The sequence below is a fragment of the Burkholderia sp. 10_S31 genome (assembly GCF_056930375.1).
The window spans coordinates 1,463,624-1,478,625 of the sequence record NZ_JBXOWK010000003.1; the positions used below are offsets into that span (position 1 = coordinate 1,463,624).

Here is a 15,002-nt window from a genome sequence, read left to right on the forward strand (position 1 = left end):
CCGTTCAGCGCGCGAGCGCATAGTCGGCGATCGAGATGCCGAGCGCGGCTTCGACCGGCGGGTACACAGCCGCGTCGAACACCGACGACGACAGCGGAATGTGCGCCTTCGCCACCCGCAGCACGTGGATTTCCATCCCTTCCTTCAACTGGCCCGCGCTGACCGGGCGGCCTTCGGCATCGAGCGTCGTGATCACGTCGGGGTAGGTTGCGATCCGGGCGCCGTGCGCGTCGTCGACCGCCATGTGTTCGTTCATCACATGAATGACCGCGCGCTGCGTGCCGCTGCCAAGATGGACGAGGCCGACGTCGAATGCGTCGCGCGTGTATTCGAGCGTGTTGCGCTCGACCTTGCCGCTCGCGATGATCTCGCCATGCGTGGTCGCGCAGATCGCATCGATCACCGCGCTGCCGCCGCGCCGTTCGGCGTCGATGATCGCTTCGCCGAGCGCGAGTGCGCGGCTGATGCCGCCGAGCGCCGCATGCTGGCGCACGTACGATGCGCGAATCGGGTTGCGGCAGCTCGCGATGAAGCCGCCGGCCATGTCGGCCGCCTTGCGCAGCACCGGCGACACCTTCGCGGTCGCGCCGCGCACGACCACTTCCATGTATGCATGCCGTTCGCGGTTGCCGCCGGCAGCCGCCTGGATCATCGGCGCGGTGCTCGACGCGAGGCCGAGCGAGCCCATGTCGCCGGTCGGGTGCGCGCGGATGTCGCCCACCGCGTCGACCACCTTGGTGCCGAGCAGCGCGGACGGCAGCCATGCGTTCAGCGTGCTCGACATCCCGTTCTGCCCGATGATGAGCCCCGCGAGCGGCGCGCCGAGCGCGTCCTGCACGAGCTGCGCAGCCTTTACATAGTCGGCGCCGAGCATTTGCCAGTCGGTGAGGCCGCCCGGCGCGCCGATCGCGGCGGCCGTGGCGATCCACGCGTCGTCCGGCAACTCGTCGATGGTGACCAGTTCGGGGCGGCCGATCGTGACCGCGAGCGTGCCGAGTTCACGGCCGTGGTCGGCCCAGCCGCCGGCGGCTTCGCGCTGTGCAACATGTTCCGGCAGGCCGGCCATCGTGCGAGCATCGAGACCTGCGTGCAGTACCTGATGCTCGACCACGAAACGCATACGAAGCGGTTCGGCGCGAAGACGAAGCACTACCCGCCGATCCGGCCGCGCGCGGAGCAGGAACTGCTATGGACGCACATCGCGCGCGGCGAATGCACGTTCGTGTCGTCGGATCACGTGAGCTGGGGGCTCGAACGCAAGGGCGACCCCAACGTGTTCCGCAATGCGTCGGGCGGCCCGGGGCTTGAAACGCTGCTGCCCGCGTTCTGGACCGGCTGCGAGCAGCATGGCGTCGCGCCGACGCGCATCGCGGAACTGCTGGCGACGAACCCGGCGCGGCACTTCCTGCTCGACGATCGCAAAGGTTCGCTCGATGTCGGCGCCGATGCGGATTTCGTGATCCTGACGCCGGAACGCTACGCGTTCGATCCGTCGCGCAGCCTGTCGGCTGTGCAGTGGAGCGCGTTCGAAGGCATGGAATTCACCGTGCGGATCGCCGCCACCTACTGTCGCGGCGCGCTCGTGTACGACGGCGCACGCATTGTCAATCCGGCAGGCTCGGGCCGCTTCCTGAAGCCGCACGGCAGCCAATCGATCAAGACACAACCGGAGCAAGCATGAATCCGACGGTATTTCCTCCCCTGAACGCCGCGCGCCTGAACGCGCGTGTCGAGCAACTGGCGCGCTTTACGCGGCCCGATGTCCCGTGGACACGCCGCGCGTTCTCGCCGCTGTTCACGGAGGCGCGCGCATGGCTCGCCGCGCAGTTTGCCGAGGCCGGCCTCTCGGTCTCGATGGACGCGGGCGGCAACCTGATCGGCCGCCGTGAAGGCAGCGGCCGTTGCACGAAACCGCTCGTCACGGGGTCGCATTGCGACACGGTGGTCGGTGGCGGCCGCTTCGACGGCATCATCGGCGTGCTTGCCGGCATCGAGGTCGCGCATACGCTGAACGAACAGGGAATCGTGCTCGACCATCCGCTCGAGGTAATCGACTTCCTGTCCGAAGAACCGAGCGACTACGGCATTTCGTGCGTCGGCAGCCGCGCACTGTCGGGCGTGCTCGATGCCGGCATGCTGCGCGCGACCAATGCCGAAGGCGAAACGCTCGCCGAAGCGCTGCGCCGCATCGGCGGCAATCCGGATGCGCTGCGCGAACCGCTGCGCGCGCCGGGCAGCACCGCCGCGTTCGTCGAACTGCATATCGAACAAGGCCCCGTGCTCGAGACGCGCGGCTTGCCGATCGGCGTCGTGACCAACATCGTCGGCATCCGGCGCGTGCTGATCACCGTGACGGGGCAGCCCGACCATGCGGGCACGACGCCGATGGACATCCGTCGCGACGCGCTCGTCGGCGCCGCGCATCTGATCGAGGCCGCGCATGCGCGCGCGTCGGCCCTGTCGGGCAACCCGCACTACGTCGTGGCGACGATCGGGCGGATCGCGATGACGCCGAACGTGCCGAACGCGGTGCCGGGGCAGGTTGAACTGATGCTGGAAGTGCGCAGCGACAGCGACGCGGTGCTCGACGATTTCCCCGAGGCGCTGCTGGCCGGTGCGGCCGCGCGGCTCGAGGGATTGCGATTGAGCGCGCGCGCCGAGCACGTGAGCCGTGCGCGGCCGACCGATTGCCAGCCGCTCGTGATGGACGCGGTCGAGCAGGCGGCCACGCAGCTCGGCTATCCGAGCATGCGGCTGCCGAGCGGCGCGGGACACGACGCCGTGTATGTCGCGCCGACCGGGCCGATCGGGATGATCTTCATTCCGTGTCTGGGCGGCCGCAGTCATTGCCCGGAAGAGTGGATCGAGCCTCAGCAGTTTCTCGACGGCACGCGCGTGCTATATCAAGCGCTGATGCAACTGGACAGCGCGCTTGCCGTACGCGAGGAAAGTCGGAAATGAGCGTGTGCTTCGCGCCCGTCGGGCGCGAAGCACGGGGTGATATCGGCGCAGGGAGGTTGACGCGCCGGGGAGCGCCGCGCACGGCTTGCATACCCGGGCCAGGGAGGGGGCAGGTAGCCGAGCCCCTCTCTGGCAAAGGGTCAGTGGCGGTGGATGGTTAGAGGGACCACGTCACGCCGGTGTGATCGCAAAGACGCGCGCGGGAAATCCCGACCCTCCCTTTGGTTTAGGCCACGTTGCGATGACCAACGCACCTGATTCCGATACCTCGTCAAGATTCGTCAACAGTTCGATCTGCCAGCGGTCTTGTGCGAGGACGTAGCGTTCGAGCGACCCATCGCCTCGACTGATAGCCAGGCCACCGTCGGTGTCGAGCGTTTCGTGCCCGCACGCAGTCGCACGTCGCTCCTCGAAGATGAAGCGAAGTGCGTCGAGTGTCCAGCCAGGGAAGTGCGCAATGCCGTCTTTATCGCGGTTCATCATTCTTGCGTGATCGGGCCAGCGTGCCGACCAGCCGCTTCGTTTCGCAACGAACGCGCCGCATGGAATACGTCCATGACGCATTTCCCAATCGTGCAAGTCGCGCACCGTCAGGCAATAGTCGGGGTTGCCGGCGACTTGCTCGCGAATATCGACGACAACGAGCGGAAGTACCATTTCGCTCACCGGTATCTCGTCGAGAAAGCGCTTGCCGGCAACAAAATGTGCGCCGGGATCGACGTGCGTTCCCCACTGGCCGACCAGGCTGTAACGGTGCGCGAGAAATCCTTGGCCCGATGTCCCTCGTGCGGGAGCGTGGTCGTACAGCACGATTCGCTCCTCCGCCTCGAAGAACGCCGAATGAGGGATCGACGCATCAAACGCATGCGTCAGATCCACGAACCGGCACTCGCGGAGCTGCCGTGCGAGTGCCCACAGGTCGAAAGCCATCGATGTCAGATCCGACCGAGGTTCGTGCGAGTCCGTTCGTTGACGATGTTGCCCGTGTTGATCGTCGTTTTCGGCTCGAGCAGCAGGCAGTGGACTTCGTCGGTGATGGCTTCCGGACAGTGCTCGATTCCCTTGGGAACGATCAGGTATTCGCCTTCCTCGACGACGATGTCTCCGCCATTTTCCGGATGCAGTTTCATCCGCAATTTTCCTTTTACGACAAAGAACAGTTCGTCCTCGTTGTCATGGTGATGCCAGTTGAACGTGCCGCTGAACTTGGCGAACTTGATCTGCGAATCGTTAATGTCGCCGCCGATCTTGGGCGACCAGTATTCGCTCACGGCGGAGAATGCCGCTGCGACGTTGACCTTGTTGAGATTCATGCCGTCACCCCTTCAATCTTGAAAATGGTATCGATCTGCGCCGGAAGCAGGCGCTTGACGAACGTACCCTGAAACAATGCACTGCCGACCGTGAACCCCCACGTTTTGGCATCGATCATGGCCTTGACGCGCACCTCGCCGTCGATGCTGCCGGCCGCGATGACCGGAACCGTTACGGCTTCCGTCACACGCCGTGTCAGCTCGGCCGGATCACCATCGCCTGCGAAGCGGTAGGCGAGCAGATCGAGCCCATGTACGCCAGGCATGGCAGCAATGCGCCGCGCATCCTCGACGATCTCGTCCATCGTTCCTTCGAGTACCGTCGGGTGTCCGACCGTACGGCCCGCAAACGGGAAATATTGAATCGACGAACCCTGCAGCATGGAGAGCGCATCCTCGACATGACGGCCGCCAAGCAGGTAGTCGACGCCGATATCGAGCGCTGCCTGGATCGATTCGAGTTCGCTTTCGCGACTTGTCGCGACAACTTCGAGCATGACCTTGCGGCCGTCGGCCCGGATACGTTGAGCCAGTTGCTTGAGCGAGGCGACCGGCAGACCGATATCCTTGAAACCGACATAGCGAACGGGACTGTGGCGCAGGCTGTCGTAGACCGTCAGCGCATCGGGAACGGTAGCGTCGTTCTCTGTCAGCATCAGTATGAAATGGGAGGACACGTCAGACTCCTTTGAAATTGGAAGAACTCACCCGGGATCGGGCGAATTGGTGGGCAGTTCGGAGAGCGACCTTCAGGCTGGCGGGATCCGCAATACCTTTTCCCGCAATGTCGAATGCGGTGCCGTGGTCGGGGCTCGTGCGCACGAATGGCAAGCCGACGGTGATGTTCACGCCGTCTTCGACGCCGGCGAGTTTCACGGGAATCAGGCCCTGGTCGTGATACTGGGCGACCACGATGTCGAACCGGCCCCGGCGCGCGTTCATGAACACGGTGTCGCCAGGCCATGGGCCGCTCGCATCGATGCCTTCGCCCCGGGCCAGTGCAATGGCCGGCGCGATGATGTCGATATCCTCCCGACCAAACAATCCGCCTTCACCGGCATGTGGATTGAGGCCCGCCACGGCCACGCGCGGATGCTCGATGCCCAGTTCCGTCATCGCCCGGTACGCAAGCCGGATGATCTTCAGTTCGCTTTCCACGGAGAGCTTCGCAATCGCGTCGCGCATCGAGCAGTGAACGGTGACGAGGATGGTGCGCAACGTCGGGTTGACCAGCATCATTGCGTATTCGCGTGTGCGGGAAAGGTCTGCGAGCATCTCGGTGTGACCGGGGTACGGTACACGCGCAGCAGCCAGCGCCTCCTTGTGGACAGGCGCGGTGCAGATGCCGGCAATCTGGTTTTGAACGGCGAGGTCGATCGCGGTGCGGATCGCATCGAATGCTGCCTGCCCGGCCTCGACAGTCACCGTGCCGATCGGGAGATCAGGCGGCAGCGGATGACAACCCGGTACGCGCAGGACGTCCAGGAACCCGGGGCGGGGCGAAACGTCCGCCATGGCCTCGACCTCGCGAATTTCAAGTGGGACGCCGAGCGACGCGGCTGCTCGTCTGAATACGCCGGCGTCGCCAATCGCGAATGACGGATGGTCGGCAATGAAGGCCGCATCCGCGAACGTCTTGACGACGATCTCTGGCCCGATTCCGGCGGCGTCACCCATTGTTACTGCGATCAGGTTCTGTTTCATGGTCGAACTTCATTGGAGAGGGTTAATGCATGGATGCAAGCAAGCAGCGCGTCATCGTCGCCAAAGCCACCGGCCTTCGTGATCATTGGAAACGTGCCGTCTGCAGTGCGAACTTCGGCGAGGGGTATGCCGGGCAGGATTTCCCGACATACGCGTAGCGACAGAGCGGGCAGCGCGTCGACGATGCGTCGCGCGGTCTCTCCTCCCGTCACGACGAGACCGTCGCATGTGCCGCTGCGGATGAGATTTACCGCTCGAGTGACCAGGTCGTGCAATGCCGCTTGCCGTGCTTCGTGGGCAGGCAATCGCTCATCGCGGGTAGCCAGGACGTGAATGCCGGATTGCGAGCGGACCACGTCGAGCTGGCGCCTGGAGCGCGGATTGAGGCTGCCGACCACAAGCGATGGATGCCGCAGAAGCGGGGTGGCTTCGTACTCGGCATCGCGGTCGGGACCCGGACGCGGTAAGCCCCTCGCGAGAGCCCGTACCAGGCCGGTCGAGCCGGCGAGCAGCAAGTCGCGTCGTCCGGCGAATCGGCCGGCGATCGCGTCAAGCTCCGTCTCCGTGCGGGCGTCCACGACCACGGCATCGCACACCTCGAGCAGCTCGCGCGCATGTTCCGCATCTTGCGCGACTGCGAGATCGATGCCGCTCGCACGAAACAATGCAGACACGTCGGATTCGCGCACGGGCAATGTCGGGTCCCGACCAAACTCGGTTTCATGGACCGGTACGCCGTGGACAAATACCGCGCCAGCTTCAGTTGTACGTCCTGCCGAAGGGAAAGCGGGCGCAATCAACAACTTGCGCCGTCCCGACGCGGCAAGGGCCATTTTGCAATCCAGTGCGACCCGACCACGCAGCGTTGAATCGAATTGAAGCACGAGCACGTCGGCGTCGCGCCACGCTTGCGCGGCGTCGGCAACGATGCGGCTGTCTCGTGCCGAAGGGTTCTCTCTGGTATCGGTGTCGAGGCTCACGACCGCGGCACACGCAGTGCTGTCCGGTCGGGTCAGAACCGCGGTAGCCCAACCCCGCTCGGCAAAGGATGCGGTTCCGTCAAGTGCGCTGGTGAAGTCATCGGTGATGATGCGAATCTGCATGGGCCGCCTTGTGCTATGGTTGCAATCGCGTTTGGTTCGTTCATTCTTCCATTTTTGGATGGTTTTTTAAGAACCAAAAAATGCCCATTTTGGAGTCTTTATGGTTGCGAGCCGGTCGCCGAGGCAATCGTCACCGACGCTGCTGAATCTCGAAATCGACCGGCACTCGGGCGAGCCGATGTTTAGACAAATAGCGCGGCAACTGCGAGAAAAGATCGGAAGTGCTGCGTTACCGCACGGAGCGCGGCTGCCTCCGACGCGCGACCTGGCTGCGCAACTGGGCGTTGCGCGCAATTGCGTCGTCGAGGCATATGACGAAATGATTGCCGGTGGGCTGCTCGAGGGGCGTGGACGACGAGGGACTTTCATTGCGTCGACAGCTCCAGCCGATCTTGCTGAAGAAATCGGACACGATTGCCAGCCGGCCTTGCTGCGCCGCCTGCGAGAGCAGGCAAGTCGAGAAGCCGTCCCGGTGGACGCTGCGCACGACTGGCGGCTGGGTCAGGCGAACGTGCGTGCATTGCCGGTCGACGTGTGGCGAAAGGCCTGCCGTGAAGCAGGGCGACATTTGCCGCCGCCGGGGTATGGCGACCCGCGCGGTGATCTTGGCTTGCGAAGAGCGATCGTTGCCTGGCTCCACGAGCAGCGCTCGGTGCAGGTCGCTCCGGATCAGATCGTTGTTACACAAGGAACCGGCCACGCGCTTCAACTCGTCGCGCAAGCATTGCTGCACGAAGGCGACCTGTGTGCAACGGAGGATCCCGGTTACGGCGGCGCGGCACTGGCGTTCGCGCGGGCCGGTGCATCGTTGCGCTACGTTCCGGTCGACGCAGAAGGGATTCTGGTCGAGCGTATCGTCGGTGCCAGCGCTCCGCTCATGGTTCACGTTACGCCCACGCATCAGTATCCGCTCGGTGGACCTTTATCCGGAGCACGTCGCCAAGGGCTTGTCGCGCTAGCGCGTGAGCATCGGATTCTGATCGTTGAAAACGAATACGACTGCGAGTTTCATTACGCAGGGACTCGACATCCGCCGCTGTTTTCTGCCGCGCAGGAAAGTACGCTCCTTTTAAGCACATTCGCAAAGGCAGTGAGCCCCGCGTTGAGACTCGGCTTCATTGCGGCGCCACCCGCTGTCGCGACCGCGCTGGCTGCGCATGTCGAGCGCGAACGCGTCCATGTATCGTGGCCGATCCAGAAAATCGTCGAAGCGTTGCTTGTTTCCGGCGAGCTTGATCGGCACCTCCGCCGCGTTCGACGACACTACGGCGCGATGCGCGATGTCATCCGCCGCAGGCTGGCCGAACATGCCGGATCGGTGACGGTCTGCGGTGACCACGGTGGCCTGCATATGGTCATCGTTGGCCGAAATCGGGCGTTTGATCTTGAACTGCGTACAGTCCTGCGCACGCGCGGCATCGTGTTCAATGAAGTTCGAGCGTTCACGAAACAGGCGCCCGATGCCGACGGACTCCTGTTCGGTTATGGACATATGAACGAGTCAGAGTTGTCACGATCGCTTGATCACCTGACTGAATGCCTGCGACGGGTGGATGCCGACGTCCGATAGGCAGTGGCGATAGATGGCCGGGCTGCGATGCGGGTCAAGCATCAGGCGCCGAGCGGCCCCGTTGCCTCGCGTGCGACCCACCCGGGCCCGGGTTCCGGCTGCACGTCGTGCGCATCGAGCGGCTCGCCGCATGCCGAGCACACCGAAACTGCGTGCATCACCTGACCACAGGTGCGATGGCGCAATTGCACCGGCGGCCCCTGGCCGTCGTCCTTCCAGCGGTCGCCCCATGTCATCAGCGCGAGCAGGGCCGGGTAGAGGTCGAGGCCTTTTTCCGTCAACCGGTATTCGAAGCGCGGCGGGCGTTCCTGATACGCACGCTTGACCAGCACGCCTTCGTCGACGAGGCGCGCGAGCCGCTCGGCCAGTACGTGGCGCGTGAGGCCCAGTTGCGTCTGGAACGCATCGAAGCGGCGGCAGCCGAGAAAGGCGTTGCGCAGGATCAGCATGGTCCAGCGATCGCCGAGCACCGCGAGCGTGCGCGCGACCGAACAGTTCAGCGTGCCGATGTCATCCCATTTCATCGTCGAGTCTCTTGCGTCGGTTCAGCGAAATAGCGGGTTCGATTATAGAACCCGCCTTCGGTTGTAACGGGCCCGGCCGCGTTGACAACGGCTGGTACCGTTGTCGATAATGAGTTCCAATTTAGAACTTAATGGCGCGACGACGCGCCTTCAACCTGGAGACAACCCGATGAATCCGCTTTCCCTCTCCGGTCTCGATCTGCTGCGTGCCGCAGCCGCCGGCGACGTGCCGCTCGCGTCGATTTCCGAAACGATCCCGATGCGTCCGCTGGGTGTCGAGCTCGGCTATGTGAAGTTTTCGGCGCGTGCGGACGGCCGGCACCTGAATCCGCTGGGTGGTGTGCACGGCGGGTTCGCCGCGACGGTGCTCGATTCGGTCACGGGCTGCGCGGTTCATTCGATGCTCGACGCGGGTGTCGGCTACGGCACGGTCGACCTGCACGTGAAGATGCTGCGTCCCGTGCCGCGCGACGTCGACCTGATCGCGGAAGGGCGCGTGATCCACCTGTCGCGTTCGCTCGGCGTCGCCGAAGGCACGCTGAAGACGCCGGATGACAAGATCGTCGCGCACGCATCGGCGACCTGCTTCATTCAGCGGCCGCAGTAACGGAGCGGACGGCGGCGTGCCGCCCCGGCCGTCCGACGTCATCCGAACGGCGCGCACGCGGAGGCGGCCATCGTGGCTGCAACCGGCATGAGCGACGCACACGTCGAAGGCTGCCTGTAAGTATGTGCATTGGGCATCTGAAGCGTTCGCTTCAATGTGATAGCGTTTCTGCTTTCCACTGACGCGACAGGAACAGTATGGAATACCGCACACTCGGCGATTCGGGCATCGAGGTCAGCCTGATCGGTCTCGGCACGATGACGTGGGGCGAGCAGAATTCGGAGCGCGACGCCCACGAGCAGATCGATTACGCGCTCGGGCAGGGCGTCACGCTGATCGATGCCGCGGAGATGTATCCGGTGCCGCCGAAGCCCGAAACCCAGGGCCGCACAGAGCAGTACATCGGCACCTGGCTCGCGCAGCACCGCGCGCAGCGCGGCCGGATCGTGCTCGCGACGAAGATCGCGGGCCCCGCGCGGCAGCCGCACAATCCGCGCCACATTCGCGGCGAAGGCAACCAGTTCGACCGCAAGAACCTGACCGAGGCGCTCGATGGCAGCCTCAAGCGCCTGCAGACCGACTATGTCGACCTGTATCAACTGCACTGGCCCGATCGCAGCACGACGACGTTCGGCCGTCCCGCGTATCCGTGGGTCGACGATGCGTATACGGTGCCGATCGAGGAAACGCTGGGCGTGCTCGCGGAATTCGTGAAGGCCGGCAAGGTGCGCGCAATCGGCGTGTCGAACGAAACGCCGTGGGGCGTCGCCCAGTTCCTGCGCGCGGCCGAGAAACTCGGGCTGCCGCGCATCGCGAGCATCCAGAATCCGTACAGCCTGCTGAACCGCACGTCCGAGAACGGCCTGTCCGAGTTCACGCATCGCGACGGCGTCGGCCTGCTCGCGTATTCGCCGCTTGCGTTCGGCTGGCTGTCCGGCAAGTACGAGAACGGCGCGCGTCCGGCCGGCGCACGCATCACGCTGTTCGAGCGGTTCCAGCGTTACAGCAAGCCGCAGGCGGTTGAAGCGACGTCGCGCTATGTCGCGCTCGCAAAGCGCCATGGGCTGTCGCCCGCGCAGCTTGCGCTCGCGTTCGTCAATAGCCGGCCGTTCGTGCGCAGCAACCTGGTCGGCGCGACGTCGCTCGCGCAATTGAAGGAGAACATCGGCAGCATCGACGTGAAGCTGTCCGACGAGATCCTTGCCGAGATCGACACGCTGCACGAACTGCAGCCGAACCCGGCGCCGTAAACGGCGAGCGGCCCGCGCGGCACGGATGCCGCGACGGGCCGCGTCCGACGCGCATCGGCGCGCCGGCGCTTCTTTCCTTGCGGCGGTTACCGCATCCCGAGCCGCGAGCGCGCGACCAGCAGTGCCGCGAGACTCAACACCGCGCAGCCCATCAGGTACAGTGCCGGCGACAGACGGTTGCCCGTCGCGCTGATCAGCCACGTGATCATGAACGGCGCGAAGCCGCCGAACAGCGTGACACCCGTGTTGTAGCTGACCGCGAGACCGGTCGCGCGGGTCTGCGCCGGGAACAGCTCGGCCATCAGCGCCGGCAGCGCGCCGCAGTACGTCGCCTTCAGCACGCCGATCCAGATCAGCGCGGCGAGCATCGTCGCGAATGATGCGTGATGCGTGAGCCACACGAACGTCGGCCAGACGGTAGCGAGCATCAGCACGGCGGCCGCCATCATCACGCGGATCCGCCCGGTGCGATCGGACAGGTGGCCGACGAGCGGCGTGACGAGGGTCAGCACAAAGCCGGTCGCAAGCGTCGCCGCGAAGCCTGTCGAGGCCGGCAGCCCGAGCTGCTTGATCGCATACGTCGGCATGTACAGCACCATGTAGTTGATCGCGGTCGAGATCACGAGCACGCCGATCGACAGCAGCACGCGCATCTTCTGGTCCGCGAACAGTTCGCGCACGGGCGCTTCGGAGCGCGCCTGCGTCTTGAACTCGATCCCTTCGTCGACGTAGCGGCGGATGTAGAGCCCGACCGGGCCGATCGCGAGGCCGAACAGGAACGGCACGCGCCAGCCCCAGCTTTCGAGTTGCGCGGTGCTCAGCGTCGTCGTCAGCAGCGCACCGAAGCCCGATGCGAGCAGCGTCGCGAGCCCCTGGCTCGCGAACTGCCAGCTCGACATGAAACCGCGCCGCTGCGGCGCATGTTCGACCAGGAACGCGGTCGAGCTCGCGAATTCGCCGCCGGCGGAAAAGCCCTGCATCAGCCGCGACAGCATGATCCCGAGTGGTGCGAGGATGCCAATCGACGCGTAGGTCGGCATCAGAGCGATCAGCAGCGTGCCGACCATCATCATCCCGATCGACAGCAGCAGCGATGCCTTGCGGCCCGCGCGGTCCGCGTAGGCGCCGAGCACGAAGCCGCCGATCGGCCGGATCAGGTAGGACAGCCCGAACGTGCCGAGCGTGAGCAGCAGCGACGTCGCTTCGCTCGTGGCGGGGAAGAACAGCTTGGCGATCGTCACCGCGAAAAAGCCGTAGACGATCAGGTCGAACCATTCGAGCGCATTGCCGATCGAGGCGGCGAAGATGATGCGCCGGATCTTCGCGGCGCTGGGACGCGCGGCGTCCTGCGAGGTCAGGGTGGTCGTATTCATCGTGTGAGCAGGTCCCGAGAAAGGGCGAAGCGCGTTACAGGGCGGCGCCGGCCGCGGCGGGTGCCGCGCGGCGAACGGGCGGCGCGGCGTCGCCGAGATCCCAGAAGAGGCCGGCCATCATTTGCAACCCCTCGCGCACGACGCTCGCGAGCAGGTGCTCGTCGGGCGCGTGCTGCGAGCACGCCGGATACGAGTGCGGCACCCACAGCGTCGGCAGTCCGAGTGTGTCGGCGAACACTTCGTTCGGCAGCGTACCGCCGAGGTTCGGCAGGATCGCGGGCTTCTTGCCGGTCGTGCGCGCCAGCGACGCGACGGCCCAGCGGACCCATGGATCGTCCGGCGGCAGGCGCGTCGCCGGTGCGCCGCGTTCGACGTCGATCTCGATGTCGGCGAAGCCGTGCGTATCGAGATGCGCGCGCAGGTGCGCGTGCAGCGCTTCCCAGTCGGTGCCGACCACGAAACGCAGCTGGCAGTGCGCATACGCGACGGGCGGAATCGCATTGACCGGATGGTCGGGATTGCCGGCCTTGAAGGCCAGGATCTCGAACGTATTCCAGCCGAACACGCGCTCGGCGGCGGAGAGGCCGGGCTCGCCCCAGTCGGCGTCGAGCGCCGGATCGCCGGGGCCGCCGCCGACGGACAGGTCGGCGAGCGCGGCGCGCACGGCGGCCGGGATCGGCGGCGGGCGCAGCGCTGCCACGCGGATCGCGCCGCGCGCATCCACGAGGCTCGCGAGCGCGTTCGCGAGCACGGTCGCCGGGTTGCGCAGCAGCCCGCCCCAGTTGCCGGAATGGTGGCCGCCGTCGCGTGCGCGCAGGCTCAGCTTGAAGTTGACGGCGCCGCGCGAGCCGAGGAACACGGTCGGGCGTTCCGCGGTGACGCGCGGCCCGTCGGACGCGATCAGCACGTCGGCCGCGAGCGCATCGCGCTCCTGGCGGCACAGTGCGTCGAGGCCCGGCGAGCCCGTTTCCTCACCCATCTCGATCAGCAGTTTCGCGTTGAAGCCGAGCCGGCCGCCGCGTGCGTCGAGCACGCTCGCCAGCGCGGCCAGGTTGATCGTGTGCTGGCCCTTGTTGTCGGCACTGCCGCGGCCGTACCAGCGATCGCCGTCGGCGGTCAGCGTCCATGGCGACAGCGGCGCGCGCCATTGCGCGTCGTAGCCGCGCACGACGTCACCGTGGCCGTAGATCAGGACGGTCGGCAGCGCGTCGTCCTCGTGACGCGACGCCAGCAGGAACGGACTGCCGCCGTCGACAGGGTTTTCGACAATCCGCGACGTGAAGCCGAGGCGCGCGGCTTCCGGCGCGATCTCGTCGGTCAGGTACGCGCGCAGCGCGGCGCCCGCGCCGCTGTCCTGGCTTTCGGTGCGCAGGCCGACGCGGCGGCTCAGGGTTGTGAAGAACGCGCCCGATTCGAACTGGTTCAGCGCGTGCTGGATGGCGGCGGTACGGCTCAAGACGTGTCTCCTCTGTCGGTTTTCCGGCGGGCGCGGCGCGCGCTCAACCGGGAGCGCGATCGATTCTAGAAAGCCGTTTTTTTTGTCACAATGATCGAATTTCGAACATTTCTTTGCCGAAAAGGCAAAGCGAATCGGCTCGGACGACGGGCTCGGGGACAGAACGATGGCGGCTTTCCTGCATGGTCTTGCGCTGCGGTACTTCGTCGAAGTGGCGCGCACCGGGTCGATCAGCGACGCATCGGCGCGGCTGCACGTGGCCGTCTCGGCAATCAGCCGGCAGATCGCGAAGCTCGAGAGCGAACTCGGCGCGCCGCTCTTCGAGCGTCGGCCGCGCGGGATGGCGCTGTCGGAGGCCGGCGAACGGCTGCTGGGCTTCGCGCAGCGCAGTCTGCTGGAGGCCGAGCATGTGATGAAGGAAATCGGCGGGCTCGAGGCGCTGCACGGCAGCCTGCTGAAGATCGCCTGCTCGGAAGGGTTCGCGATCGATTTTCTGCCCGGCGCGCTCGCAGGCTTCAAGGCGCGCCACCCGGGCGTCGAGTTCTCGGTGTGGGTCGTGTCGCCGGCGGAGGCCACGCGGCGCGTGCGCGACGGCGATGCCGACATCGGGCTGACGTTCAGCCTGGCGCCGGAGCAGGGCGTGCGCGTCGAACACACGGAGCGTGCGCCGGTCTTCGCGCTCGTGCGGCGCGACCATCCGCTTGCAGCGCGTGACGCGGTGTCGCTCGCCGATGTCGCCGGGCACCCGCATGTGTTGCCCGAGGCCGGCACGACGGTGCGTCAGCTGATCGACATCGCATGCGTGCTCGACGGGATCATGCTGGAGCCGGAGCTGACCAGCAACAACACCGCGGTGATGTACCGCTACGCGCAGCGTACCGGTGCGGTGATGTTCACGGGTCTGCTGTCGGTGCGCGACCGCTTCGACGCGGACGGCTTCGTCGTCGTGCCGGTGACGAACCCGCAGCTGCGCGAGCGCAGCATCCAGGTGCAGACCATGGCGGGGCGCGATCTGCCCGCGTCGGTGCGCGCGTTTCGCGACCATCTGATCGATGTGATGAGCGCCGCGTCGCCTGCGCCGGTTGCCGCGCGCAGCCCGAGACGCCCGGGCGTGAGATAATCGCGAATCCGCCTTCCATGT

Annotated in this window: 14 protein-coding genes and 1 pseudogene; 6 read left to right on the forward strand and 9 right to left on the reverse strand. The window is 65.8% G+C overall.

The genetic code is table 11. The annotated features are described in order from the left end of the window. Positions 1 to 4: 4 nt before the first annotated feature. Complete coding sequence (locus AC1Z3W_RS26875) at positions 5 to 1,066, reverse strand: DUF917 domain-containing protein (protein WP_483508814.1); 1,062 nt, start codon at positions 1,064 to 1,066, stop codon at positions 5 to 7. Here AC1Z3W_RS26875 and AC1Z3W_RS26880 point away from each other — a divergent pair. Then, a pseudogene (locus AC1Z3W_RS26880) lies at positions 1,028 to 1,681 on the forward strand (amidohydrolase family protein); the annotation flags it as partial. The gene AC1Z3W_RS26875 and the pseudogene AC1Z3W_RS26880 sit on opposite strands and share 39 nt — an antisense overlap. After that, entirely contained in the window at positions 1,678 to 2,961 is a 1,284-nt protein-coding gene (locus AC1Z3W_RS26885) for an allantoate amidohydrolase (protein ID WP_483508815.1), read from the forward strand. The pseudogene AC1Z3W_RS26880 and the gene AC1Z3W_RS26885, both read left to right, overlap by 4 nt. Before the next feature lie 171 nt (positions 2,962 to 3,132). Here the strand turns inward: AC1Z3W_RS26885 and AC1Z3W_RS26890 are convergent, their stop codons facing one another. From AC1Z3W_RS26890 to AC1Z3W_RS26910, 5 genes are read right to left on the reverse strand one after another with little or no spacing between them, the layout of a single operon-like run. Then, positions 3,133 to 3,891, reverse strand: coding sequence for a cyclase family protein (locus AC1Z3W_RS26890; RefSeq protein WP_082664567.1), 759 nt, complete (start codon positions 3,889 to 3,891; stop codon positions 3,133 to 3,135). 5 nt (positions 3,892 to 3,896) lie between these two features. After that, the gene (locus AC1Z3W_RS26895) at positions 3,897 to 4,274 is read right to left on the reverse strand and encodes a cupin domain-containing protein (RefSeq protein WP_057924400.1); all 378 of its coding nucleotides are present in this window, start codon (positions 4,272 to 4,274) and stop codon (positions 3,897 to 3,899) included. Beyond that, positions 4,271 to 4,951: a beta/alpha barrel domain-containing protein gene (locus AC1Z3W_RS26900; RefSeq protein WP_242431747.1), complete on the reverse strand. Its 681-nt coding sequence runs from the start codon at positions 4,949 to 4,951 to the stop codon at positions 4,271 to 4,273. Before AC1Z3W_RS26900 ends, AC1Z3W_RS26895 begins: the two co-directional genes overlap by 4 nt. Position 4,952: 1 nt before the next feature. After that, positions 4,953 to 5,978 carry a 4-hydroxythreonine-4-phosphate dehydrogenase PdxA gene (gene pdxA / locus AC1Z3W_RS26905; protein ID WP_483508816.1) on the reverse strand — a complete coding sequence of 342 codons (1,026 nt, stop codon included), beginning with the start codon at positions 5,976 to 5,978 and terminating at the stop codon, positions 4,953 to 4,955. After that, positions 5,975 to 7,081, reverse strand: coding sequence for a four-carbon acid sugar kinase family protein (locus AC1Z3W_RS26910; RefSeq protein WP_483508818.1), 1,107 nt, complete (start codon positions 7,079 to 7,081; stop codon positions 5,975 to 5,977). Before AC1Z3W_RS26910 ends, pdxA begins: the two co-directional genes overlap by 4 nt. Before the next feature lie 100 nt (positions 7,082 to 7,181). Here AC1Z3W_RS26910 and pdxR point away from each other — a divergent pair, with 100 nt between their 5' ends. Beyond that, the gene (pdxR, locus tag AC1Z3W_RS26915; RefSeq protein WP_483508819.1) at positions 7,182 to 8,651 is read left to right on the forward strand and encodes a MocR-like pyridoxine biosynthesis transcription factor PdxR; all 1,470 of its coding nucleotides are present in this window, start codon (positions 7,182 to 7,184) and stop codon (positions 8,649 to 8,651) included. 41 nt (positions 8,652 to 8,692) lie between these two features. Here the strand turns inward: pdxR and AC1Z3W_RS26920 are convergent, their stop codons facing one another. After that, a complete protein-coding gene (locus tag AC1Z3W_RS26920; RefSeq protein WP_057924407.1) occupies positions 8,693 to 9,175 on the reverse strand; it encodes a winged helix-turn-helix transcriptional regulator in 483 nt (160 codons plus the stop codon). A 169-nt stretch (positions 9,176 to 9,344) separates the two neighbouring features. On the opposite strand from AC1Z3W_RS26920, the gene AC1Z3W_RS26925 reads away from it, so the two are divergent. Both AC1Z3W_RS26925 and AC1Z3W_RS26930 read left to right on the forward strand, forming a co-directional pair. Beyond that, complete coding sequence (locus AC1Z3W_RS26925) at positions 9,345 to 9,782, forward strand: PaaI family thioesterase (RefSeq protein ID WP_006757989.1); 438 nt, start codon at positions 9,345 to 9,347, stop codon at positions 9,780 to 9,782. Positions 9,783 to 9,979: 197 nt separating this feature from the next. Next, positions 9,980 to 11,032, forward strand: coding sequence for an NADP(H)-dependent aldo-keto reductase (locus tag AC1Z3W_RS26930; protein ID WP_483508821.1), 1,053 nt, complete (start codon positions 9,980 to 9,982; stop codon positions 11,030 to 11,032). A gap of 86 nt (positions 11,033 to 11,118) precedes the next feature. Here the strand turns inward: AC1Z3W_RS26930 and AC1Z3W_RS26935 are convergent, their stop codons facing one another. Together AC1Z3W_RS26935 and AC1Z3W_RS26940 are read right to left on the reverse strand one after the other, a co-directional pair. Next, a complete protein-coding gene (locus tag AC1Z3W_RS26935) occupies positions 11,119 to 12,405 on the reverse strand; it encodes an MFS transporter (protein WP_057924409.1) in 1,287 nt (428 codons plus the stop codon). A gap of 34 nt (positions 12,406 to 12,439) precedes the next feature. After that, on the reverse strand, positions 12,440 to 13,861 hold the full coding sequence (locus AC1Z3W_RS26940) for a M20 family metallopeptidase (RefSeq protein WP_483508822.1): 1,422 nt from the start codon (positions 13,859 to 13,861) through the stop codon (positions 12,440 to 12,442). A 166-nt stretch (positions 13,862 to 14,027) separates the two neighbouring features. On the opposite strand from AC1Z3W_RS26940, the gene AC1Z3W_RS26945 reads away from it, so the two are divergent. Beyond that, positions 14,028 to 14,981: a LysR family transcriptional regulator gene (locus tag AC1Z3W_RS26945; protein ID WP_057924411.1), complete on the forward strand. Its 954-nt coding sequence runs from the start codon at positions 14,028 to 14,030 to the stop codon at positions 14,979 to 14,981. Positions 14,982 to 15,002: the final 21 nt, after the last annotated feature.